At 59.2% G+C, this 23,602-nt stretch carries 19 protein-coding genes; 7 read left to right on the forward strand and 12 right to left on the reverse strand.

What is annotated here, in order from left to right:
- Positions 1–6 precede the first annotated feature (6 nt).
- Positions 7–837, reverse strand: a complete 831-nt coding sequence (locus tag AC13C8_RS11105) for an ABC transporter ATP-binding protein (RefSeq protein WP_482847340.1) — start codon at positions 835–837, stop codon at positions 7–9.
- Positions 834–2,999, reverse strand: a complete 2,166-nt coding sequence (locus tag AC13C8_RS11110) for an AMP-binding protein (protein WP_091427211.1) — start codon at positions 2,997–2,999, stop codon at positions 834–836. The genes AC13C8_RS11105 and AC13C8_RS11110 overlap by 4 nt, the downstream gene beginning before the upstream one ends.
- Before the next feature lie 215 nt (positions 3,000–3,214).
- Between AC13C8_RS11110 and AC13C8_RS11115 the strand changes: the two genes are divergently transcribed.
- Together AC13C8_RS11115 and AC13C8_RS11120 are read left to right on the forward strand one after the other, a co-directional pair.
- On the forward strand, positions 3,215–5,137 hold the full coding sequence (locus AC13C8_RS11115) for a hybrid sensor histidine kinase/response regulator (protein WP_482847341.1): 1,923 nt from the start codon (positions 3,215–3,217) through the stop codon (positions 5,135–5,137).
- Positions 5,134–5,835, forward strand: a complete 702-nt coding sequence (locus AC13C8_RS11120) for a response regulator transcription factor (protein ID WP_482847342.1) — start codon at positions 5,134–5,136, stop codon at positions 5,833–5,835. The genes AC13C8_RS11115 and AC13C8_RS11120 overlap by 4 nt, the downstream gene beginning before the upstream one ends.
- A gap of 53 nt (positions 5,836–5,888) precedes the next feature.
- Here the strand turns inward: AC13C8_RS11120 and AC13C8_RS11125 are convergent, their stop codons facing one another.
- Both AC13C8_RS11125 and fdhF read right to left on the reverse strand, forming a co-directional pair.
- Positions 5,889–6,707 (reverse strand): DUF6544 family protein, encoded by an 819-nt coding sequence (locus AC13C8_RS11125; protein WP_482847343.1) that lies wholly within the window; start codon positions 6,705–6,707, stop codon positions 5,889–5,891.
- 101 nt (positions 6,708–6,808) lie between these two features.
- Entirely contained in the window at positions 6,809–9,559 is a 2,751-nt protein-coding gene (fdhF, locus tag AC13C8_RS11130) for a formate dehydrogenase subunit alpha (RefSeq protein ID WP_482847344.1), read from the reverse strand.
- Positions 9,560–9,704: 145 nt separating this feature from the next.
- Here fdhF and AC13C8_RS11135 point away from each other — a divergent pair, with 145 nt between their 5' ends.
- The 5 genes from AC13C8_RS11135 (at position 9,705) to AC13C8_RS11155 (ending at position 13,646) form a co-directional block, all read left to right on the forward strand.
- The gene (locus AC13C8_RS11135) at positions 9,705–10,355 is read left to right on the forward strand and encodes a histidine phosphatase family protein (RefSeq protein ID WP_482847345.1); all 651 of its coding nucleotides are present in this window, start codon (positions 9,705–9,707) and stop codon (positions 10,353–10,355) included.
- A gap of 12 nt (positions 10,356–10,367) precedes the next feature.
- Positions 10,368–11,423, forward strand: coding sequence for a saccharopine dehydrogenase (locus tag AC13C8_RS11140; RefSeq protein ID WP_482847346.1), 1,056 nt, complete (start codon positions 10,368–10,370; stop codon positions 11,421–11,423).
- Between the two features lies 1 nt (position 11,424).
- Positions 11,425–11,673 carry a SemiSWEET family sugar transporter gene (locus AC13C8_RS11145; RefSeq protein WP_091427225.1) on the forward strand — a complete coding sequence of 83 codons (249 nt, stop codon included), beginning with the start codon at positions 11,425–11,427 and terminating at the stop codon, positions 11,671–11,673.
- Between the two features lie 14 nt (positions 11,674–11,687).
- Complete coding sequence (locus tag AC13C8_RS11150; protein ID WP_482847347.1) at positions 11,688–12,827, forward strand: saccharopine dehydrogenase family protein; 1,140 nt, start codon at positions 11,688–11,690, stop codon at positions 12,825–12,827.
- A gap of 303 nt (positions 12,828–13,130) precedes the next feature.
- On the forward strand, positions 13,131–13,646 hold the full coding sequence (locus tag AC13C8_RS11155; protein WP_482847348.1) for a hypothetical protein: 516 nt from the start codon (positions 13,131–13,133) through the stop codon (positions 13,644–13,646).
- 32 nt (positions 13,647–13,678) lie between these two features.
- Here AC13C8_RS11155 and AC13C8_RS11160 read toward each other — a convergent pair whose 3' ends face one another.
- From AC13C8_RS11160 to purH, 8 genes are all read right to left on the reverse strand, one after another.
- A complete protein-coding gene (locus AC13C8_RS11160) occupies positions 13,679–14,926 on the reverse strand; it encodes a hypothetical protein (protein WP_482847349.1) in 1,248 nt (415 codons plus the stop codon).
- 88 nt (positions 14,927–15,014) lie between these two features.
- Positions 15,015–16,244: a DNA recombination protein RmuC gene (locus AC13C8_RS11165; RefSeq protein ID WP_091427233.1), complete on the reverse strand. Its 1,230-nt coding sequence runs from the start codon at positions 16,242–16,244 to the stop codon at positions 15,015–15,017.
- Positions 16,241–18,106, reverse strand: a complete 1,866-nt coding sequence (gene mutL, locus AC13C8_RS11170; protein ID WP_482847350.1) for a DNA mismatch repair endonuclease MutL — start codon at positions 18,104–18,106, stop codon at positions 16,241–16,243. The genes AC13C8_RS11165 and mutL overlap by 4 nt, the downstream gene beginning before the upstream one ends.
- A 70-nt stretch (positions 18,107–18,176) precedes the next feature.
- Positions 18,177–19,487, reverse strand: coding sequence for a M16 family metallopeptidase (locus AC13C8_RS11175; protein ID WP_091427237.1), 1,311 nt, complete (start codon positions 19,485–19,487; stop codon positions 18,177–18,179).
- A complete protein-coding gene (locus AC13C8_RS11180; RefSeq protein ID WP_091427238.1) occupies positions 19,484–20,821 on the reverse strand; it encodes a M16 family metallopeptidase in 1,338 nt (445 codons plus the stop codon). Before AC13C8_RS11180 ends, AC13C8_RS11175 begins: the two co-directional genes overlap by 4 nt.
- Positions 20,822–20,939: 118 nt before the next feature.
- Positions 20,940–21,467, reverse strand: coding sequence for a DUF3035 domain-containing protein (locus tag AC13C8_RS11185; protein ID WP_091427240.1), 528 nt, complete (start codon positions 21,465–21,467; stop codon positions 20,940–20,942).
- Positions 21,468–21,520: 53 nt separating this feature from the next.
- Positions 21,521–21,991, reverse strand: a complete 471-nt coding sequence (gene lspA, locus AC13C8_RS11190) for a signal peptidase II (RefSeq protein WP_482847352.1) — start codon at positions 21,989–21,991, stop codon at positions 21,521–21,523.
- 7 nt (positions 21,992–21,998) lie between these two features.
- Positions 21,999–23,588 (reverse strand): bifunctional phosphoribosylaminoimidazolecarboxamide formyltransferase/IMP cyclohydrolase, encoded by a 1,590-nt coding sequence (gene purH / locus AC13C8_RS11195; protein ID WP_091427243.1) that lies wholly within the window; start codon positions 23,586–23,588, stop codon positions 21,999–22,001.
- Between the last annotated feature and the right edge of the window lie 14 nt (positions 23,589–23,602).

A 23,602-nucleotide genomic window follows, 5' to 3' on the forward strand; every position in this document is an offset into this window, starting at 1 on the left:
CCCCCCTTAATCGTGTGCCACGCCAAGATAGGCGTCGATCACATCCTGGTTGTTGCGCACTTCGTCCGGCGTGCCGTCCCCGATTTTCTTTCCGTAATCCATCACGACCACGCGGTCGGACAGATCCATGACCACGCCCATATCGTGTTCGATCAGGGCGATGGTGGTGCCAAACTCGTCGTTCATGTCGAGTATAAAGCGGGACATGTCCTCTTTTTCCTCAACGTTCATGCCGGCCATCGGCTCATCGAGCAAAAGAAGCGACGGTTGCGCGGCTAGTGCGCGCGCCAGTTCAACCCGCTTTTTCAGACCATATGGCAAACGTCCCACCGGCGTTTTGCGGATATGCTGGATTTCAAGGAAGTCGATGACCTTCTCGCAAATCTCACGGTTCGCAATCTCTTCCCGTTCGGCCTTGCCCTTCCAGATCGCTTGCTGAAGCAGGTTGGCCTTCATGTGGTTCAGACGGCCGGTCATGATGTTATCCAGCACAGTCATCCCGTCAAACAACGCGATGTTCTGGAACGTCCGCGCCAGACCTTGCCGTGCAACCTGATAAGGTTTCATCGGTGGGCGCTTTGACCCACGGAACCAAACCTCGCCTTCCTGAGGTTTATAAAACCCCGAAATGACGTTCAGCATGGAAGACTTGCCAGCCCCGTTCGGGCCGATGATTGCGCGTATTTCACCTTCGCGGATGTCAAAGCTGATGTCCTTGATCGCCACCACGCCACCAAATCTTAGCGTAATGTTTTTCAGGTCCATCACGACCCCGCCAATCGTGCGGCCGTCCGCGGTGACATAGCTGTCGGCGTTCATGTCGGTCGCTGTCGTCATTCTGCCGCCATCCCCTGAATGTTGCCCACAACAGCCGCGTCGCGGATATTGAGGGTCGCTTTGATCGAGCCCTTCCGACCATCTTCATATGTGACTTCGGTCTCGATGAATTGTTCGGATTTCCCGCTGTAAAGCGCGTCGATCAGCGAAGCGTATTTTTCCTCGACGATCTTGCGACGCACCTTGCGGGTCCGTGTCATTTCGCCGTCATCGGCATCCAATTCCTTGTGCAGGATCAGAAAGCGGTGGATCTGACAACCTGACAGCATCTCGTCTTCGGCCACGGATTTGTTCACGGTTTCCACGTGTTCCTGGATGGTCGACAACACATCCGGGTGTCCGGCCAGTTCCTGATAGGACGCATAAGCGACGTTGTTGCGTTCCGCCCAGTTGCCGACCGCCGTCAGATCGATGTTGATGAACGCCGTGCACATGTCACGGTCATTGCCAAACACCACCGCTTCCAGAATATCAGGATAGAACTTCAGCTTATTCTCTACATATTTCGGCGCGAACAGGCGACCATCGGCCATTTTGCCGACATCCTTAGCGCGGTCGATGATCCGCAAATGACCGTTTGTCTTGTCAAAGAATCCTGCGTCACCCGTGGCCACCCACCCTTCCGGGTCCTTGGTGTCCGCAGTGCTTTCGGGGTTGTTGTAATACTCTACAAAGGTGCCGGGGCTGCGATAGAAAATCTCGCCATTCTCCGCCAGTTTGATTTCAACGCCCGGTGCTGGCACACCCACGGTATCGTTGCGCACTTCGCCATCAGGCTGCACGGTGATGAACACGGTGGCTTCTGTCTGACCGTAAAGCTGTTTCAGGTTGATCCCCATCGAGCGGTAGAACTCGAAAATCTCGGGGCCAATGGCTTCACCGGCAGTATAGCCCACACGAATGCGCCCAAAACCCAGCGTGTCTTTCAAAGGGCCATAGACCAGAACGTCACCGCAGCGATACTTGAAATAATCATGCGCATTGCCGCGATACAGCTTCAGACCAATCGGGTCTTTCGCCTTGAAATGTTTGCGCACATTCTTGCCGTAACGCAGCTTGGCAATGCCCAGCCGGATGACATTTTCGATGACTGTCTCTGTTGCAAAGCCAATGCCCATCGCATAGCGAAAGCCGTGGCGAATCTTCTGCTCCAGGGTTTTTTTCTGGGTCGTGACCTTGCGGCGCGGCATACCGTATTTCTCGCCCGCACCTTTCTTGGCGAAATCCAGAAAATGGTGGAACAACGCGTATTTCAGATCGCCAGCGTCCTCCATCCGGATCATCACGTTGGTCAACTGGGTTTCGAACACGCGGGGCGGTGCGAAGTAATAGGTCGGACCGATTTCGCGCAGATCTGTCATCATCGTTTCCGGGCTTTCCGGGCAGTTCACGCAGAACCCGCACCACATCGCCTGTCCCAGCGAAAAGATGAAGTCACCCACCCACGCCATCGGCAGATAGGCAAGGATGTCTTCATTCACACCCAGATTATCGAACTCTGACGAATTCTTGGCGCTTTCAACGATGTTGCGGTTTGACAGCACCACCCCTTTGGGGCGTCCTGTCGTGCCGGAAGTGTAAAGCATGACGCATTTACTGTCATAGGTCAGTTCGGCTTCGCGGGCTGCCATTTCGCCTTCAAGGCGCGAATGGGCCACGCGGCCTTCTTCCTGAATGTCGCGATACCAGTGCAGATGGCTGTGGTCGTATTTCCGCAAGCCGCGCTTGTCATAATACACGACATGCTCGATATGCTTGATGCTTTCCTGCACCTCGATGACCTTGTCGACCTGCTCCTGATCGCCACAGACCACGAACCGTGCACCGCAATGGTTCAGCACATATTCCATCTCTTCTACGACAGCGTCCTGATACAATGGTACCGGTACCGCGCCGACCTTTTGCGCGGCGACCATTGCCCAGTAATGAGCGGGGCGGTTGCGCCCGATGATGGCGACGTGGTCGCCGCGATCAATCCCAAGCGCCAAAAGGCCAAGGGCAAGTTTCTCGATTTCCTCGGCAGCTTCAGCCCAAGTCCAGCTTTGCCAAATGCCGAATTCTTTTTCACGATAGGCCGGGCGATCCCCATACTTCTTCGCATTCCGCGCAAGCAGCGCAGGAATGGACGCAAAGTCGCCTTGAGCGGCTAGTTCCTGTGACAAATTTTCCTCCCACCGTCGGTACGGGCGACGTTCCCGAGCGCAGAGCGAATCTTGCCCTGCAACCCTGACCTAAAAAACTTCGCCGTCAAAGGTTTCGCCACTTTTTCGCAATTCTAACGAATTGTTACACGGCGGGCTTCGGGCCGAACCACCATCTGAAATGCCTTTTCACAGGTCGTTTCAGGTGCTAGCGAAACAAGGAACAGGAGGCACTGTTGGCAAAAAATTCAACCGAAACCTCGGCCCTGACGCAAGCCGGTCTGAACCTTATTCAACAGGCGCTTTCCATTTATGACCGCAAACTGCAACTGGTCGTAGGGAACCGCCAGTTTCAACAGATGTTCGACCTGCCCGATCACCTTGTCACCCCCGGTGCAGAGTTTTCCGACACCATCCGCTATCTTGCGGAGCGGGGCGACTATGGCGCGGTCGGGGACATAGAATCTTTTGTGACCTCGCGCGTCCAGCAAGCATTGGCGTTCGAACCTCACTATATGGAGCGCACGCGGGCCAACGGTCGGGTGATCTCGGTCGAGGGGCATCCGCTGTCTCAGGGCGGGTGGGTGACGGTCTATACCGACATCACACCGATCAAGCGGCAAGAGGCGCTGTTGCGCGCCCGGTCCGAAGAATTATCCGATCAGGTGCTCGCTTACACAGAGGAACTGACACAGACCAACCGGGCGCTGGCTTCGGCAAACTCGGCGCTGGAGGAAACCAAGCGCGAACTGACCGAAATGGAAAGCCGCACCCGACTGACAGCCGAGATGATGCCTGCCCACATCGCGCGCATCGACCGTGACCGGCGCTACACGTTCTCGAACCGCCGGTTGGGGGATGTGATGCCGGGGCGGCCCAGTGATCTGGTTGGCCTTCATGCAAGCGCGGCCTTGGGCGACGAGTTCTATAACCGCATCTCGCCCTATTTTGCCCGCGCCTTCACTGGCGAACCCAGCGTGTTCGAGCTGGTCGATGATGCATCGGGCCGCCGTATCCGAGTAGCCTTGACGCCTGATCACGATGACGACGAGATCACTGGCGTCTATATCCTGTCGATGGACATCACGCAGGAAGCGCAGGCCCGCGCCGCCTTGACGCAAACCCGGAAACGCGAACTCGCTGCCCAGCTGACATCGGGCGTCGCGCATGATTTTTCGAACCTGCTGACCATCATCCTTGGACTGCAAAGCCGCCTTGCTCAGATGCCGCTGGGCGAAGAGGCGCAAAAGATGGTCGCGGCCACCACCAGAGCGGTGCGCAGGGGCGGAACGCTGCTGGACCGGATCGCCTCGATCTCGGGGCGGCGCGAGTTGCATTTCGAACCCACCCTAGTGCCCGACATGCTGCGTGGCTTGGAAACACTGGCACGGTCCACCTTGCCGGACGGGATCGACTTGAAGATCGACGTGTCCGAACTTGGTGATCCAATCGTTCTGGATGCCGGCGCCGTGCAGGACGGGATATTGAACCTCATCCTAAACGCCACCCACGCAATCGGGGCGGGACCGGGCACAATTCACCTGACCGCGCGCCCGATCCGCGAAACCTGGGTGGAATTTCGCGTCACCGATACCGGCCCCGGCTTCGCGCCCAAGGCCCTGGAACACGCGCTGGACCCGTTTTTCACAACCAAAGGGGGCGAAGGGTCGGGCCTGGGCCTGTCCATGGTCTATGATCAGACAAAGGTGGCCGGCGGACAGTTGAAACTGTCCAACTCGGCCGAAACCGGGGGGGCAGTGGTTTCAATCCGCCTGCCCCTTCGCAAACCGCTGCAACCCATTTCGCCGCGCCTTGTTCTTCTGATCGAAGACAATGAAGATATCCGCACCTCGGTCCGTGACATGCTGACCACCATGGGCCATCAGGTGATCGAGGCGACATCGGCAGAAGAGGCGCTGGGGCTTGTCGATCTGGACGGGCTTGGCCTGATCCTCAGCGATGTGATGCTGGAAGGCGCGCAGACCGGACCGGAGTTTTTGAAGGGGTTGCGCGCGGCAGGGATAAATGTCCCTATGCTGGTCATGACATCCCTTCCCCCGGACGATCCACGCCGCGCCGAGGCCGGTTTTCCGGTTCTGCCCAAGCCTTTTACGCAGGGCGAGCTTGCCACCTTTCTGTCAGACGAGGTTCGAATATGACCCAACCCATGGTTGCCATCCTCGATGACGAACCTGAAATCCGCCGTATGCTTTCTGACGCGCTTGAAGACGCTGGTTTTCGCACCGCCAGTTTCGCCCGCGCCACGGAATTCGAGGCCGCGCTGAACGCCATGTCCCCTGATGTCTGCCTGGTCGACCTTGGTCTGCCGGATCGCGACGGGCTGACGCTGGTGCACCGGCTGGCGCTGGAAAGCGGGGCGTCGGTCATCATCATCTCTGGCCGCACGCAGGTGCAGGATCGGGTAACAGGGTTGGAATTGGGGGCGGATGATTACATCGTCAAACCCTTTGAACCGTCCGAGGTCGTAGCCCGCGTCCGCGCCCGGCTGCGCAGCCCGAAATCAGGTGTGAAATCGTCCCAAACCGCGCGTTTCAACGGCTGGACCGCCCATTTCGACCGCTACATCCTTGAAGATGAAAGCGGCGAAGAAACAGCGTTTTCCCACGCCGAAGGTGAAGTGCTGCGGCTGTTCCTTGACGCCCCCAAGCGCCTGATCTCCCGCGCGCAGATGCAGGAAACGTTGGGCGGCGTTGCTGGAGAAAGCTTCGACCGCGCCATGGACGTCCGCATCTCGCGCCTGCGCACCAAGTTGAAGGAAGACCCAAAAAACCCGCGCCTGATCAAGACGATCTATGGCGCGGGATATATTTTTCTGGGGGATGTGAAGTGGGGGTGAGGCGCTGCGTTTCTGTCTGCCCGCGTTCAGGGGTCGGACAGGGCTTCAAAGCCTCATAGCCGGATCTGATAGGACGTCACACGCCCGCGAAAGTACGGCTCGTAAGCACCGTCTACTACATAACCGACTTCCGCTTCTGCCGGAACGCGACGCCCGCCGATATCGGTATATGAGCTGAACAACCCACGCCATTCGCGCAACACGGTTTTCCCCTCGGAAGTATCGGGGCGTTTCTCGGCATAGACTTCGACGATGTCGCCGACATCGTCAAAGGTGAACTGCACGATTGCCGCCCCATCGGGCAGGGGCAGCCTTGCTTCCACAACTTGCGCGTCCACTTCACGCCAAGAAATGGACGGGTTGGTCAATATTGCATCTGGCGCCCAAGGAAGTTCGGCAACATAACGCATCGCCTCGCCCAGATCAGCATCAGCACCTTCAAATCTGGCCACCCGCACTGCACCAAGCAATCGCGCCTCCAGCAATCCGGCACCATCAACGAAACTGTCCACAACACGCACCACTGGCAAGGGCCAGCCCGTTCCGTCTGCCACCCAAACAAATCCCGGCCTAGTGATCGCGATGTGTTGATGAGCGGTCATTTTGCTCCATTTTTCGCCCTGTCGCAGCTCTAGGTCTTGCGTAAACTCGACGACGCGCGGAACACCGTTTTCTGCCGCATGACCTCGCTGGGCAAAACGGCGCACCACCTCTGGTAGATTATTGTCTGGCCGGACCGCCAAAACCGGTCCAGTCAGCAATCTGCTGATTTGTCGGTTGATTTCAGCCGTGAACCATTGGGCTGAAATCACAAGGAAAGCGGTGGCGGCAACGAGTAATCCGACACCGGTAAGGAAGATAATTTTCATCATACACCTCGAATTTTCACTCAAGGCGACCCTTACCAAAAATACGGGCAGTCCGCTTTGACACACCGCAATCGTGCGCTCGATTTAACCCTGCCCGTTGGCCCTTACTGCGCCGCGATGGAGTTGGTTCTCTCGACCTTCACCGCTGCAAACTTCATTTCCGCAATCTTGCCATAGGGGTCCAGCGCCGGGTTGGTCAGCATGTTGGCCGCCGCTTCGACATAGGCAAACGGCAGGAACACCATGTTTTCGGCCACACCATAATCAGCGCGGACCATCACTTCGATGGATCCGCGGCGGGTGGTCAGGCGCACCATGTCGCCCGGCTCGACCCCCATTTCGCGAAGGGTCTTGGGGTTCATGGAACAGTTCGCCTCCGGCTCGATGGCGTCCAGCACGGTGGCGCGGCGGGTCATGGACCCGGTGTGCCAGTGCTCCAATTGTCGCCCGGTGGTTAACACCATAGGATAGTCGGCGTCGGGCAATTCGGCCGGCGGCAGGATGGCCGCTGGTGTGAAGCGCGCGCGCTTGTTTGCGCGCGGGAAACCGTCGCCGAACACGACGGCCTGTCCCGGATCTTCGGGGGACAGGGATGGATATGTCACCGCATTCTGCGCCTCTAACCGGCTCCACGTGATGTTGTTAAGCGATGGCATCAGGCGGCCCATTTCGGCAAACACTTCGCTGGGGTGGGTATATGTCCAATCCAGCCCCAGACGCTTCGCCAGTTCAACCGTGATCCACCAATCCTCTTTCGCCTCATCCGGGGGCGGGACGGCGGGGCGGCCCATCTGCACCTGCCGGTTTGTGTTGGACACGGTGCCGGTTTTCTCGGCAAACGCAGCGGCGGGCAGGACGACATCGGCATAGCTGGCGGTTTCAGTCAGGAAGATGTCCTGACTGACCAGAAATTCCATCCGCTCCAAAGCCTCGCGCACATGGGTGATGTCGGGATCAGACATGGCCGGGTTTTCGCCCAGGATATACATGCCCTTGATGCGACCATCATGCACGGCGTCCATGATTTCGACCACCGTCAGGCCGGGCTGGTCGGACAAGTTATCCACACCCCATTCGGCGCTGAACTCGGCCAGAACAGCGGGGTCTTTCACCGACTTGTAATCCGGCAGGAACATCGGAATCAGACCGGCATCCGACGCGCCCTGCACGTTGTTCTGCCCCCGCAGCGGGTGCAGGCCCGTGCCCGAACGCCCAACATTGCCAGTCATCAACGCCAGCGAGATCAGGCAGCGGGAATTGTCTGTGCCGTGCACGTGCTGGCTGATACCCATGCCCCAGAAAATCATCCCGGCCTTACCTGCCGCAAAGGTGCGGGCGGTTTCGCGCAGGGTTTCGGCGGGGATGCCGCAAATCTCGGCCATATCCTCGGGCGGGAACGCTTTCAGGTGCTCGCGCATCGCCTCCCAATTCTCGGTATGCTTGGCGATATAGGCGTCGTCGGTCAGACCTTCTTCGGCGATCACATGCATGATCGCGTTCAGCATCGACACATCGCCGCCCGGCTTGAACTGCAACATATGCGTGGCGAACCGGCTAAGCGAAGTGCCGCGCGGGTCCATCACGATCAGCTTGCCACCGCGCTTTGTGAACTGTTTGAAATAAGTCGCCGCGACCGGATGGTTTTCGATCGGGTTCGAGCCGATGACGATGGCAACATCCGCGTTTTCAATCTCGTTGAACGTGGCGGTCACGGCACCCGAGCCGACGTTTTCCAGCAGCGCCGACACCGACGACGCGTGGCACAATCGGGTGCAGTGGTCCACGTTGTTATGACCAAAACCGGTGCGGATCAGCTTTTGAAACAGATAGGCTTCTTCATTGGTGCATTTGGCCGACCCAAACCCGGACACTGCGTCACCGCCATAGGTGTCGCGCAGCTTGGCAAGCCCGTTTGCCGCGTAATCCAGCGCCTCATCCCAAGTTGCCTCGCGGAAATGGGTCAGCGGGTTGGCGGGATCGACGTTCAACCCCTTGGGTGCGCCTTCCTTGCGGATCAGGGGTTTGGTCAGCCGGTGGTCGTGGTTGATATAGTCAAAGCCGAACCGGCCCTTCACGCACAGGCGGCCTTCGTTCGCGGGGCCGTTGATGCCTTCGACATACACGACCTTGTCGTCCTTCACGCGCAGGCTGACCTGGCAACCCACGCCGCAGAAGGGGCAGATGCTTTCGACCTCGCGGTCATAATCCTGCGTGTCCTTGACCTTGGCGGGCATCAGCGCGCCAGTGGGGCAGGCCTGCACACACTCGCCGCAGGCCACGCAAGTTGACGCGCCCATCGGGTCGGCAATGTCAAAGACAGGATAGGCGTCATGCCCGCGCCCGGCCATACCGATCACGTCGTTGACCTGCACTTCGCGGCAGGCACGGACGCACAGGTTACATTGAATACAGGCGTCCAGATTGACGCTCATCGCGACATGACTGTCATCCAGCAACGGGATGCGCCCGGATTCCAGCTTCGGGAAGCGGCTGGATGCCACACCGGTCAGATCGGCCATGTCCAACAAATGTGACGAGGCATCATGCGGGGTGTCAGGCTGGTCGGCCATCAACAGTTCAACCACCATCTTGCGAGCCTGGCGCGCGCGCGCATTGTCGGTGGTGACAACCATTCCTTGGGTCGGTTGCCGGATGCACGAGGCCGCCAACACACGTTCGCCCTCAATCTCGACCACGCAGGCGCGGCAGTTGCCATCGGCACGCAGGTCCGGCACATCCTTGTGGCACAAATGCGGAATCAGGGTGCCCTGCCGCTTTGCCACATCCCAGATGCTTTCGCCTTCGTGGGCGACCACGTCCTGCCCGTCCAAGGTGAATTTGATGCCATCGCTCATGGAAACCTCCGTCTGATGCAGGGCATTATAAACCACGTGTGGCCGTGCGTCAGTCTTACAATCCCGACACCCCACGCCGATTTTGCGCCAGCCCCCCTTTCCGAATTGGATCCAATTCACTAGCAATGAGCCGAAAGGATTCTTCATGACCACAATCACGCTGATCCGCCACGGCCAGGCCAACAACACAGCGACCGACGAAGCAGGCTATGATCGGCTGTCCGATCTGGGCCGCCAGCAGTCTCGTTGGCTGGGGGATTACATGCGCAACACCGGGCAGCGTTACAGAAAGGTTTACACCGGCACGCTGACGCGGCACCGCCAGACAGCACAGGAATGGGGCGCGGATGACTTCACACAGGACGCCCGACTGGACGAGGTGCGCTATTTCGACCTGTCCGAACGGATGCACACCCAGTTCGGCATCCCGCATCCGCGCACCCATGAAGATTTCATCGACCATCTGCCGCTGACCTTCTCGGCCTGGCAGGAAGGCAAAATCGACGACGTGCCAGAGACCTTCCACGATTTTCAAACCCGCGTCAGCGACGTGATTCACGACATCGCCGAACAGGGCGAGGATGCGATCATCTTTACCTCAGGCGGCTTGATCGGCATGGCAACGCGGGTGGTAATGGGCCTTGAAATCGGCGCGTTCACCCGCACGATCCTGCCGATCATGAACAGCTCGGTCCACCGGATGCGCCTGACACCTGCCGGGCTCAGCTTGATCCAGTTCAACGCTGTTCCGCATCTGGAACCCACCGACCGACACCACGCGCAGACCCATTTTTAAGGAGCTTTCACCATGACACATCTGTGGGTTCGCGCCGAACAGCGTCAGAACGAAGACCGCGTGGGGCTGACGCCTGACGGTGCGAAAGCCCTGATTGATGCAGGGCTGCGTTTGACGGTCGAAGAAAGCAGTGCGCGGGCTATTGGCATTGACGGCTACCGCGACGCAGGGTGCGAAATTGCGCCGGAAAACAGTTGGCCCGATGCGCCGAGCGACGCCATCATTTTCGGCCTGAAAGAGCTGCCCGAGGACGGCACCCCCCTTCCCCACTGCCACATCATGTTCGGCCACGCCTTCAAGGGCCAGCATTCTGGCCGTGCGTTGCTGGAGAGGTTCAAGAAAGGGGGTGGCACGCTCTATGACCTCGAATATCTGGTCGACGAAACTGGGCGGCGTGTGGCGGCGTTCGGCTATTGGGCCGGGTTTGCGGGCGCAGCGGTGACACTGAAAGCATGGGCCGCGCAACAACACGGAAAGCTATGCGGTCCCGTTGGAGCCTACAAGAACAAGGACGCGTTGCTGGACGAGCTTCGCGCCGAACTTAATGCCACCAATACCCCCCGCCCGACCGCCATCGTCATCGGCGCGTTGGGTCGCGTTGGCACGGGGGCGTCTGATTTGATGGAGGCGATGGGTGTCACCGTCACCAAATGGGACATGGCGGAAACCGCCAGCGGTGGCCCCTTCCCCGAGATCCTTGACCACAACCTGTTCATCAACTGCATCCTCGCCGGACCCCAAACGCCGGTGTTCGTGGCGCGCAATGCACTGACGGCTAATCGCACGCTGACCGCCATCGGTGACGTGGCCTGCGACCCGGACAGCGACTACAACCCCGTGCCGGTCTATGACCACGCGACCAGTTGGGACGCCCCCGTCCTGCGCGTGGCGGACAACCCCGTGCTGGATGTGATGGCAATCGACAACTTGCCGTCTATGCTGCCCTTGGAAAGTTCCATCGACTACGCCGGACAGCTTCTGCCGTCGCTTCTGACCCTGACCGATCTGACCACGGGGGTCTGGGGTCAAGCCGAGGCGACGTTCCGCACCCATTTGAAGGACATCTGATTTGGAAACCTTGATCGGTAGCGCCGCTGGCGTCATCAGCACCATCTGTTGGTTGCCGCAAACCCTTCGGGCCTGGCGCACGCGGCAAACGGCGGATTTATCCCTGCCAACGAACCTGATGGTCTTCGCCTCGATCGGGTTATGGCTGATCTATGGCCTGATGCTCGACGCGTGGCCTATGGTCATTGCAAACGCAATTGCCTTGGTGATGGTGGGGTCCATCATCACCGCCAAACTGAAATTCGGCTGAAAGGAAGCCCTGACATGACAATCCATTGGTGTGGCACCGGCCTGTCGGCCATCCCCGGCCTGCGTCGCTTGCTAGCGTCCGGTCGCAACGTCGTGGTCTGGAACCGGACCGTCGACAAGGCGCGCGAGGCCGTCGGCGATCTCACCAAAAATATCCGCGCCTTCGATCTGGACGCCGTGACCGCGGCCCTTGCCCCCGGCGATATCGCGGTGTCAATGCTGCCTGGCGATCTGCACGTCCCCTTGGCCGAGCGCTGCCTGCAAAGAGGCGCGCATTTCGTGTCCTCCAGCTATATCTCGCCCGAGATGCGCGCGCTGGATGAAGACTTCCGCGACGCTGGTCTTGCCTGCGTGAACGAGATCGGGTTGGACCCCGGCATCGACCACCTGATGGCCCACTGGCTGGTCGCCGATTATCGCGCGTCAGATGCCTTTGACCCGAATAACAAACTGAGTTTCATCAGCTATTGCGGCGGCGTGCCGAAAATCCCGAACCCGTTTCGCTATAAGTTCAGTTGGTCGCCTTTGGGCGTGCTGAAAGCGCTGCGTTCGCCCTCTCGCTCGATCAAGGACGGCAGACCGCTGGATGTCGCGCGGCCTTGGGACGCGATCAGCACCTATGACGCCCCCCTGCCCGCGCCCGAGAGCTTCGAGGTCTACCCCAACCGCGACTCGATCCCCTTCATGGCGGATTACAAGTTCGACCCCGCGTGGCACGTCGACACCTTCGTGCGCGGCACCCTGCGCCTGAACGGCTGGGCCGAGGCATGGAAAGACGTGTTTGCCGAGGTCGAAACGCTTGAAGGCCCCGAAGGCGACGCCCGCCTGAAAGAGATGTCCGACCAGTTCTGGCGCGACAATGCCTATGACGAGGGGGAACCTGACCGTGTGATCATGTGCGTGGCGTTGAAGGCGGAAAAAGACGGCGAAACGGTCTATGACAAGACCTATGTCATGGACGCTTGGGGCGACGAACGCGGCACCGCCATGGCACGGCTGGTCTCGACCCCCGTCTCTCTCGCCGTCGAGATGATCCGAGACGGCAAAGCCCCCGCGGGCGTGTCCGCAGCGACCGATGATCCCAAGATGATCGAGGCCTGGATGGGGCATGTGAAGGAGCTGGCCCAGCATGTCGAGGTGGTGGAGCATGGGTAACGGAGCGTCTGGTTTGCGGGACTTTGCGGACGCTCAGCGGACTCGGCTCTAGTTGATCGAGCGGGATCAAAAGGATGTCGCAAACGCTGGCGGCGGTCATCATTTCTGATGCAAAAGCATTCGCCGACTGGGGTTTCCTTTGCGTAGCGAATTTTGTACGCGTAGTTGCCGTGGCCATGGTTCGGATTCCGAGCCTAAAGAACGAACGGGCTGCACCGCAATCCCAAGGCACCTGGCATTCCATTCTTCGCATAGTTGCAATAAACCGAAGAAAATCAATTTTATCCAAGAGCTTCCAGACAAATGAAGAAGCCCAGCCGTTACTCGATCCTTGCCCTGTTTCTTGCCGGGTTGTTTGTCTTGGGTGTCCTGATCATGAGGGATACCGAGGAAAAGCAGCAGGTGCGCATCCAGATCAACCCGTCGTTCTGCGGCTTTTTCGAAGTGTTCCTCCTCGATTCCCGCAACCCGGATCTGTACGACGCCTGGCCCGAAAATGCAGATCCCATCGACGCGATCGGACAACGGGCAGCCATCGTCAAGGACACCGGCGAGCCCGGCAAGATGGTGTTTGCCTTTGTTTCGACTGACGCTGCCGATGGCACCCCCAAGAGCCGGATATTCCGTAATCGCCAAATCGGAACTTTCAACGTCTACCAGGACATCGAAACTCTGGCCGATGGCACCCGGGCCTACGTTGAGGGCAGCGGCGCGCAGATTACCTATCTCATGTACGAAATCGCCCCCGACGGCGATTGCACCACTGCCGCGGTTCAACAAGCCTCTCCCCGAGACCTGTTCGAAGCCCTGCTCCGATGAAGGTTTCCTACCCTACGGGCGGGTCATGCCTGTCAAAAATCCGGATCGTCCGGCAGTATCTCTTTTTGCGGGGATAGGATGATCGTCTTTTTGCCGTCCGTCAGCCGATAGGCATATTGGATGGCCGGGCGCTGGAACTTCTGCGTCAGTATGCGAAATCCCGCCCCCTTAAGGGGCAGTTCCTGACCCAGGCAAAATACCTTGTCAGGGTCCCAGATAAAGATGTCGTTTGTTTGCAGTTTTGTTGCGTCAAGCGGCAGACGATCCAGGCCCCAATAAACCTGCTGCCCATCGGTTCCATAGCCGTTGCCAATTTCCCGGAATTTGGTTGCATCAACGCCCGGCAGGGGAACAAGCGCAAGCGCCGAGGAGCTGCTGTAGACGCGGTGCCTGTCACGCCAGTAAATGGTATCCCACCGGTCGAAAAGCCAGCGAAAGGATGCTCCATCGGCACCCTCGACGTGTACGTATTCCCAAATTGCATCGCGATTGTTGCGTGGATAAACCCCTTTCGGATCTCTAGCCGGTGGCGAACCGTCCGCAAGCAGGCGATGCCAGACATGGTTCTTGTCGGCGTGATAGCGGCTTTCCTTTCGAAATGTCAGCGGGTCTGCTCCGGCAAACTCGATATCCCGCTTCGTATGGTTGTGACGCTGGAAAACCTGACCCTGTGCGGTGTAAACGTCGTCGAACAGCAAGAACGGCTCTTGTGCGGTTGCCGCCGCGATCCGGGCGGGGCGCTCTTCTTTCTCGCGCCAAACCAGATAGGATTTCCACGCGGTTTTGAAGGGTTTGCATTGCGTTGTCTTGCGCCGCATCGACGCGGCGGCATCCGGGAACTGCTCCTTCTTGGCAAAGTCCCAGAGTTTGTCGGAGAGCCGCGTGAGAAGATCGGCATCGACTAGATCGCCGGGCCCGCGGACCACCGTGCCATCCTGCACCCGAACGGATTCAAGGGCCTCGGGAAATATCGTGGCCACGGTGCCTCCGGCATCTGCCGATGGATCAATGTTTGCAGCCAGCGCATCAAGGATCGGCCAGATCGGGGCAAGTGCGCTTTTGTCATAAAAATTGAGCATCCAGGCTAGAAACAGGCGCTCTTGGTCTGGATCATGATGAACAATCAGAACGTCCGCATCGTCTCCGCTACCAAGGAGTTCGGATAACGCACGGCCAAATTGTACCTTGCGGTCGTCAAGGGTGATTTCTTGTTTGAACAGGGCTGCCAGTAGTTTCTCGTTCAACGGGCATTCAAACAGTAGACCTGCGGGTTCTGCCATGGTTCTTATACCTCCTGCCAGCATTTATGCGCTGGCCCGTGAACAACCGCAATGGGCTCAAAACTGCCTTTCAACGCCCCGGCAACCCTCACCCTTTCCCAATCGGCACCACATTCTCGGCCTCGTCTGACAGCTCTTCAAAATCGAAATTATCCAGCCGCGCCGCACGTTTTCCGGCGCGTTCCGCCGCCGTGGTGATCCCCTCTACATCGCGTCGTGCCTGATCGAAGTGAGTCTCCAACTTGCCCGCGCGCTCGACAACAAGCTCCACATCCCGGTGAAGGTGCTTCAGCATCTTACGGATCTCGCCTGCCTGTTCGCGCATTCGGGCGTCTTTCAGGATCGCCCGCATGGTGTTCAGGGTCGCCATGCAGGTCGTGGGGGACACGATCCAAACCCGCGCCGCGAACCCTTCGCGGACCAGTTCGGGGAAGTTGGCGTGCAGTTCGGCATAGACGGCCTCGGACGGCAGGAACATCAGGGCACCGTCGGCGGTTTCGCCTTCGATGATATATTTCTCGGCGATGGCCTTGATATGCGCCTTGACTGCGATGCGCATGGCCTTTGCCGCCTCGTTCACCTCGTAAGGCGTGTCCGCGGCGCGCAGGGCTTCATAAGCCTCCAGCGGGAATTTTGAATCGATCACGATCGGCCCCGGCGGGTTGGGCAGGTGGATCAGGCAATCGGCGCGTTTGCCGTTGGATAAGGTCTGTTGCAGGTCATAGCTGTCTTTGGGCAGCGCCTTGGATACGATGTCGTGCAGTTGTATCTCGCCAAATGCGCCGCGCGTCTGTTTGTTGGACAGGATATCCTGAAGGCTCAGCACATCGCCCGACAGCCGCGTGATGTTGTCCTGCGCCTTGTCGATCACCGCCAGCCGTTCCTGCAACTGGGTCAGACTTTGGGTGGTTTTGACCGTGTTGCCTTGCAGGCTTTCCTTCATCCGCTCCTGCAATTCCGACATGGCGCGGGCGGATTTCATCGCGTTGTCATGCAGCCGGTCGTTCATCTGCTGCTGCACATGCGCCAGACGCGTTTCCATCGCCTGCAACACCTGCGCCTGTCCGGTGGACTGAGCATCCGACACCGTGCGCAACCCGCCCGACAGCTGATCCTGGCCCGCGCCCAGCATCTGCACAGCCTGCCCAAGACCGCCCATGTCGCGGGCAAGATCATGGGCCACGCGTGCCGATTGCCCCGCCCGGCGCACCACGACGATAAGCAGGACGAACATCAACACGGCCAGCACTGCCGCGCCGATCACCAGCAGCGTTGACGGGTCCGCGAGGTTGTAGGTTGTATCGCCAATCTGGATCATGTGCGGCCAAACAGCCTTTCGATATCTGCAAGTTTCAGTTCCACATAGGTGGGGCGGCCGTGGTTGCACTGGCCGGAATGAGGCGTGGCCTCCATCTCGCGCAAGAGCGCATTCATTTCCTCGGGCCGCATCCAGCGACCCGACCGGATCGAGCCGTGGCAGGCGACGCGGGACAACACGGCTTCAAGGCGCGCCTGCACCTTGTTGCTGTCGCCAAGGTCGGCCAGTTCGTCCAGCACGTCCTTGATCATCGCAGTGGCGTTGATTTCGCCCAGAATGGCCGGGGTCTCGCGCACAGCGATGGCGTCACCACCGAAGGGTTCGATGACAAGCCCCATCCGGGCAAGGTCATCTGCGACTTCCAACAGCCGCGCCACATCACCCGAGGACAGTTCGACGATTTCAGGGATCAAAAGGGCCTGACGCGCGACGCCGTTTTCGGCCATCTGGCGTTTGAGCTTTTCATAGACCAGACGTTCATGTGCCGCGTGCTGATCCACGATAACCATGCCGGTTTCGGTTTGTGCGATGATGTAGTTCTCATGCACCTGCGCGCGGGCGGCGCCAAGGGGCAGCGCCTTTTGCAGGGCTTCGTTATCCGGCTCGACCACCGGATCAAAGCGGGCTGAGGGCGTGGACATTTCGGCAAAGCCCGGCACGTCAGAGCCGGGGGCTTGCGAGGTGTAGGTCTGCCGGATCGCGCCAGCGCCGGGGCGGTCCATTTGATAAACGCGCGGCGCCGGTTGTTCGGGCCGCATCGCGCCCAAAGTCGCCCCCGCGACAGTCGTTGACGCACGATGCCCCGCGCTTGCCAGCGCATGACGCAGGCCCGACACAATCAAGCCACGCGCAACGCCCGGTTCGCGAAACCGCACCTCGGATTTCGCCGGATGCACGTTTACATCGACCAGATGCGGGTCGCAGGATACGAACAATGCAGCCGCCGGGTGCCGGTCGCGGCTGAGGAAATCGAAATAGGCCGCGCGCAGTGCACCGGTCAGCAGCTTGTCTTTCACGGGGCGACCGTTCACGAACAGAAACTGCGCCACCGCAGCGCCGCGCGAATAGGTTGGAAGCGCCGCGAACCCGGTCAGGCGCAGCCCGTCGCGTTCCGCATCAATCCTGATCGCATTATCCGAAAAATCGCGCCCAAGGATGGACCCGAGCCGCCCGCCCAGCGCATCGAACATATCGCCGGTTTCAGGATCGGCGCGGAAGGTCACGCGGCCCTCACCGCCACCGGACACATCACGCAGGGTGAAGCCCACATGCGGTTCAGCCATCGCAAGGCGCTTGATCACATCGGTAATCGCCTGCGCCTCGGCCCGATCGCTGCGCATAAATTTCAACCTTGCGGGTGTTGCGTAAAAAAGATCACGCAGTTCAACCACAGTTCCAGCCGACAAGGCCGCAGGCTTCACCACGCTGGTTTCACCGCCGGCCACCCGGATCGTGGCAGCATCAAACCCATCGGCCCGCGAGGTGATGGTCAGGCGACCAACCGACCCGAGCGACGGCAATGCCTCGCCCCGGAAGCCGAAGGTATGAATGTCCAGAAGGTCCGAGCCGTCGATCTTCGACGTCGCATGACGCGACAGGGCCAAATGCAGATCATCGGGCGCAATTCCGCAGCCATCGTCAGTGACGCGGATCAGGGTTTTGCCGCCATCGGCATAGGCGATTTCAACCCGTGACGCGCCGGCGTCCAGCGCATTTTCCACCAGTTCCTTGACGGCTGATGCGGGGCGCTCCACAACCTCGCCCGCTGCAATTCTGTTGATTGCAGCATCGTCCAACTGGCGAATGACCGGGCGGCGATCAGAGGCGCGCGCGCGGCTTATATGGGGGCTATCCTCGGGCATACCACAAAACCTAGCATATCTTGCGCCGATTCGACCATTGCGAATTGCCCGGCCCAACACCTACAACCGATCAATTTGAAACAACGCCCTCAGGCTGGCCAACCACCACGAAATGCAATGCATCCGGGTCGTAAAGCCGCGTCGCAACCCGCGTTGCATCCTCTAGCGTGACCGCCATCACTTGATCATTTCGCGTGGCAATGTAATCGACGGGCAGGTCTTCCATCTGCATTGACACCATAATATTGGCGATATTGGCATTGCCATCGAAACGCAGCGGATACGATCCGGTCAGATAAGTTTGCGCGGCAGTCAATTCATCCTGCGTGATGCCATCTTTCGCGATCTTGGCCCATTCACCGCGTGTCACTTCGATCGCTTCGGCCATGGACCCGTTTTGGCTGGAAAACTGCCCCAATATGGTGTCTGACAGATCGGCATTGGCCAGAAACGTCCCGACGCCATAGGTCAGCCCGCGCTTCTCCCGCACCTCTTGCATCAGGCGCGAGCGCGAACCGCGTCCGCCCAGAACTTCATTCACAACGTAAGCAGCAAAGAAATCCGGGTCATCGCGGGCGATGCCAGACTGTCCGAACATTGTGACCGATTGTGGTGTGTCAAAAGGAACGACCGTGGTGCCACCGGACAACGCAAAATCCGCACGCGGTGGCAAAGGTGCACCGGTCGCGGGCAGCCCATCAAACAAGTCATCAAGCAGCTTGCTCAGATCATCCGCCGAGATATCGCCGACGGCAGCCACATAAATGCGATCCAGCGCAAGCGCGTCCTTCAGCGCCGTCACAAGATCGTCCCGCGTCAATCCCGCCACGCTGTCGACCGTACCAACCCGATAGCTGCCATAGGGGTGATCGCCATAGGCCATGCGATCCCATGTTTCGCCCACGATGGCGTTGGGATCGGTCGAGCGAGATGCCAGATGCGACATCACCTGCGCGCGAACACGGTCAATGGCAGCAGCATCAAAACGAGGCTCAGTTAGCGCCATATGCAAAAGCTCTGTCGCCGCCTCGCGATTCTCGGTCAGAAACTGCGCCGAAACCGTCACCGCATCATCATAGGCTCCGAAACGATACGACGCGGCCAGGCTTTCACGTGCTTCGGCAAAGCCGCGCGCGTCCAAGTCCCCGGCCCCTTCTTCCAGAAGGCCGACCATGAAATTGACCGCCCCGCGCTTGCCCGGCCGATCCAGCGAGGTGCCACCGCGAAAGCGGATTTCCAGCGCGGTAAAGGGCAGGCTGTCTTCTTCGACCAGCCAGGCGTTAATTCCGCCGGGCGTCGTGATTTCCTGAATGGCAATCTCGGCGCGGGCGGGAAAGCTCACAACCAACAGCGTGACAAGGGTGACGAACAGACGCTTCATTTCATTTCCTCTCCGCCTTCGGGAACAAGCCAGCCGGTGACGGATCGGCGATCATCGAACACCTTGCGCGCGGCGTCCATCACCTGTTCCGGAGTGACGGCCTGCAACACATCCGGCCACGCCTGCACATCCTCGATCGTCAGGCCCGAAGTGAGCGCACGACCATAGCGCTGCGCCCGCTCCATCGCGCTGTCGAGCGCATAGACTTGATCTGCGCGGATCTGGAACTTGATCCGCTCGAACTGATCAGGGTCGATGCCGGTGTCCAGAAACTTCGCAATCTGCGCGTCCAACGCCGCTTCGGCTTCGGCAAGGCTGGTGCCTTGGGTCGGATAGACCACCAGCGAAAACTCGGTGTCGTCCAGCATAACCGAGCCATAGCCCGCCCCGGCATAGACCGCGATTGGGTTTTCGAACTGAAGCGCACGCCCCAACACAGATGTGGCCCCGCTTCCGCCAAGAATTTCGGCCAGATACACAAGGGCTGCGGCTTCTTCCTGCGCGCCTGCATCACGTTCGGGCGCGACGTACTGGCGATAGACATAGGGTTGCGAGACCCTTGGGTCTTCGAAGCGTATCCGACGCTCGGCCAGTTGCGGCGGCTCGGCGCGTCGCTCGCGCGCCATCAGATCAGGCGTAGGCTTCAGCGGACCATAGTGTTTCTGTGCCAAAACCTTGACCTCATCCGGCGTCACATCGCCTGCGACAATCAAGACCGCATTGTTCGGTGCATAGAAACGTTCGTAAAATGCCAAGGCATCCTCGCGCGACAATTGGGCCGCTTCGTGGCGCCAACCGATGATCGGGGTGCCATAGGGATGGTTCAGATACGCTGCCGCGTTCATTTGTTCATAGAACAGGGACGACGGGTCGTTGTCAGTGCGTTGGGCCCGCTCTTCAAGAATGACATTTCGTTCGGTCGCGATGTCATCCTGGGTCAGTCGCAGATTGCGCATCCGGTCGGCTTCCATCTGCATCATCAGACCCAGACGATCCGCTGCGACCCGCTGGAAATACGCGGTATAGTCCTGCGATGTGAATGCGTTGTCAGACCCACCATTTTCGGCAACCACGCGGCTCAGCTCTCCGGCCTCCATCGTGTCGGTGGCCTTGAACAACAGATGCTCCAGGAAATGCGCAATGCCTGACACGCCGGGTTGTTCGTCCGCAGCCCCCGCCCGATACCACAGCATATGGACGACGACCGGCGCACGGTGATCTTCGATCACAACGACCTGAAGCCCGTTGTCCAGAGTGAAATCCGTGACGCCTTCTTTGGCGGAAATTGGGGTGCCTAACCCAACGGCCAGAAAAGCCGCAATCAAAAAACGCATCAGAGACTCCTGTCTGTTCCTAACCAAGTTACGCGCTGACGCGCGGGCTTCAAGGCGCGCAAACAGAGTTGTGATCGTCGTCGATCAGATGAAGAAAAACGGGGGCACTGGCCCCAAGTTACTGTGCCGCCACCGGGTCGGGCGGGGCAGCCGGTGTCCAGATGCCCAAGCGACGCAAGCGTTCAAGTTCGCGGTGCTGGTTCAGTTCCTGCGCCTCATACGCGCTGTAATATACATTCACGTTAAACAGCCGCTCAAGCAGCTTGCCGCGGTTTTCCTGACGCCATTTCAGGTCTTCTGCGGCCAGTTGACTGCGAATGCTCGCGGACACACCATATCGGCTTGCAGCTGTTACAAGCGCACCCTCACCACCGCGCAGACCCGTATTACGCAACTGACCACCAAGTGCCGCCACGGCATCTGCGTTCGGTGTGGGGTCCGTGACGTTCGTGCCGCCCGGTGTCGGGGCAGGCAGCGCCTGATAGCTGGGCGGCTCCTGTAACGGCTTGGTCGGCAGGATCGAAAACTCGTCCGGTCCGGCCTGCGTGGACTTGATGTTCATCAGCTTGGGATCGCCACCAGAACAGGCTGTCAGAAGAATACCGGCGCAAAGAGCGGTCAAAAGTTTGACGGATGAAAATCGCATGTGACGCAAAACCCTCGTTTCCTATCGCTTCTTAGCCCATCTGGAAACGCGCGTCACGGGGTCTTCTTCGATGATGAGAAGAGAACCAGGCCAATCGCCCCCGCGAAGACAAAAATGTCCGCCACGTTGAACGAAAACGGGTTCTGGATGCCGCAGCAGGACATGTTCAGAAAGTCCACGACGGCACCGTAAACAATGCGATCCGCCGCATTTCCCAGTGCGCCGCCTATCAATAGGCCTGCGGATATGTTGGCCAACCGCCCCAAACGCTCATTGCGCACCCATATGAAGACCCATATCGAAATCACCAGGCTGAGCACCACAAGCACCCATCGCATCGTCGCGGCGTCGGACCCGAACAGGCCGAAATTGACGCCTGTGTTCCACGCCATCTGATACACCAGATAAGGTGGCCAGATCGGGATCACGCCGACGCGGTCCAGTTCAAGTATGTAAAGAGAGTGAGACTTGCTGCCTTGATCAACGGCGAAGGCCAGAATGGCAGCTATCAGTAACGCGCGCATGGTCACATCAATGCCGGAAGTGGCGCATGCCGGTGAACACCATGGCAAGACCGGCTTCGTTCGCCGCGTCGATCACCTCGTTGTCACGCATCGAACCGCCTGGCTGGATCACGCAAGTGGCCCCTGCGGCTGCGGCTTCAAGCAACCCGTCGGGGAAGGGGAAGAACGCATCCGATGCCACGGCCGAGCCTTTGGCAAGACTTTCAGTCAGGCCCAACTCGTCCGCCATGCGTTGCGCCTTGGCGGCGGCAACATTGGCGCTGTCCAGACGGCTCATCTGACCGGCACCCACACCGACGGTCGCAAGACTTTTCACATAGACGATGGCATTCGATTTGACGTGTTTGCCGACTTTCCAAGCGAACAACAAATCACGCAGTTGATCTTCGGTCGGCGCTTTGTCGGTCACGACTTTCAGATCATTCAACCCGATATATCCCACATCTTTATCCTGAACGAGCAGACCTCCTGAAACCTGTTTATACGCTGTCAACGGCGTGCGAGGGTCCGGCAAGCCGTCCGTCAAAAGCAAACGCAGATTTTTCTTACCGGCAAAAATCTTGCGCGCGTCGTCCGAGGCTCCGGGGGCAATCACGACCTCGGTGAATATCTCCGTGATCTTCAAGGCGGTTTCGGCATCCAGCGGCTGATTCAGCGCCACGATCCCTCCAAAGGCGGAGGTGCGGTCGCAATCGAAGGCTTTTTGATACGCCTCAGCCAGAGTCGCGCCTTGGGCAACACCGCAGGGGTTGGCGTGTTTGATAATCGCTACGGCAGGGCTGTCGGCGGGGTCGAATTCTGCCACCAGTTCGAACGCGGCATCCGTGTCGTTTATGTTGTTGTAGCTGAGCTCCTTGCCCTGCAATTGCTGCGCGGTGGCAACGCCTGGACGGTTCGTGCCATCGGTATAGAACGCCGCCTTCTGGTGACTGTTCTCGCCGTAGCGCAGGGTCTGCTTCAATGTGCCCGCAAAGGCGCGGCGATATGGGGTTTGCAGGTCCAGCGCGCGCGCCATCCAATTGGATACAGCCGCGTCATAGGCTGCCGTGCGGGCATAAGCTTTCTGAGCCAGCTTCTTTCGGAACTTCGGGCAGGTCGACCCATCGTGCTGGTCCAGATCGCCTAGCAGCCTGGGGTAATCTTCGACATCCACCACCACATTGACAAACGCATGGTTCTTGGCAGCAGCGCGGATCATTGCGGGACCACCAATGTCGATATTTTCGATACAGGTATCATAGTCGGCGCCTTTGGCGACGGTTTCTTCGAACGGGTAAAGGTTCACCACCAACAGGTCGATGGCCCAGATGCCGTGTTCTTCCATCGCCGCGACGTGTTCTTCATTGTCACGCAAGGCCAAAAGGCCGCCATGCACCATCGGGTGCAAGGTTTTGACGCGACCATCCATCATCTCGGGAAAATCGGTGACATCGGCCACGTCTTTCACGGCCACGCCTGCATCGCGCAGTGCCTTGGCCGAGCCGCCGGTGGACAGGATTTCAATCCCGCGCGCTTCCAGCGCAGTGCCCAGATCAATCAGGCCGGTTTTGTCAGATACGGAAATCAGCGCACGGCGCACAGGATGAAAGTCGGTCATGGCTCTTGGCCCCT

It is taken from the genome of Aliiroseovarius sp. B-4, from assembly GCF_056857795.1.

Bases quoted from the DNA above. Each gene is read 5' to 3' on its own strand.
- AC13C8_RS11105 (WP_482847340.1), bottom strand. From the start codon at position 837: ATGACGACAGCGACCGACATGAACGCCGACAGCTATGTCACCGCGGAC.
- AC13C8_RS11120 (WP_482847342.1), top strand. From the start codon at position 5,134: ATGACCCAACCCATGGTTGCCATCCTCGATGACGAACCTGAAATCCGC.
- AC13C8_RS11125 (WP_482847343.1), bottom strand. From the start codon at position 6,707: ATGATGAAAATTATCTTCCTTACCGGTGTCGGATTACTCGTTGCCGCC.
- fdhF (WP_482847344.1), bottom strand. From the start codon at position 9,559: ATGAGCGATGGCATCAAATTCACCTTGGACGGGCAGGACGTGGTCGCC.
- AC13C8_RS11135 (WP_482847345.1), top strand. From the start codon at position 9,705: ATGACCACAATCACGCTGATCCGCCACGGCCAGGCCAACAACACAGCG.
- AC13C8_RS11140 (WP_482847346.1), top strand. From the start codon at position 10,368: ATGACACATCTGTGGGTTCGCGCCGAACAGCGTCAGAACGAAGACCGC.
- AC13C8_RS11150 (WP_482847347.1), top strand. From the start codon at position 11,688: ATGACAATCCATTGGTGTGGCACCGGCCTGTCGGCCATCCCCGGCCTG.
- AC13C8_RS11155 (WP_482847348.1), top strand. From the start codon at position 13,131: ATGAAGAAGCCCAGCCGTTACTCGATCCTTGCCCTGTTTCTTGCCGGG.
- AC13C8_RS11160 (WP_482847349.1), bottom strand. From the start codon at position 14,926: ATGGCAGAACCCGCAGGTCTACTGTTTGAATGCCCGTTGAACGAGAAA.
- AC13C8_RS11165 (WP_091427233.1), bottom strand. From the start codon at position 16,244: ATGATCCAGATTGGCGATACAACCTACAACCTCGCGGACCCGTCAACG.
- mutL (WP_482847350.1), bottom strand. From the start codon at position 18,106: ATGCCCGAGGATAGCCCCCATATAAGCCGCGCGCGCGCCTCTGATCGC.
- AC13C8_RS11175 (WP_091427237.1), bottom strand. From the start codon at position 19,487: ATGAAGCGTCTGTTCGTCACCCTTGTCACGCTGTTGGTTGTGAGCTTT.
- AC13C8_RS11180 (WP_091427238.1), bottom strand. From the start codon at position 20,821: ATGCGTTTTTTGATTGCGGCTTTTCTGGCCGTTGGGTTAGGCACCCCA.
- AC13C8_RS11185 (WP_091427240.1), bottom strand. From the start codon at position 21,467: ATGCGATTTTCATCCGTCAAACTTTTGACCGCTCTTTGCGCCGGTATT.
- lspA (WP_482847352.1), bottom strand. From the start codon at position 21,991: ATGCGCGCGTTACTGATAGCTGCCATTCTGGCCTTCGCCGTTGATCAA.
- purH (WP_091427243.1), bottom strand. From the start codon at position 23,588: ATGACCGACTTTCATCCTGTGCGCCGTGCGCTGATTTCCGTATCTGAC.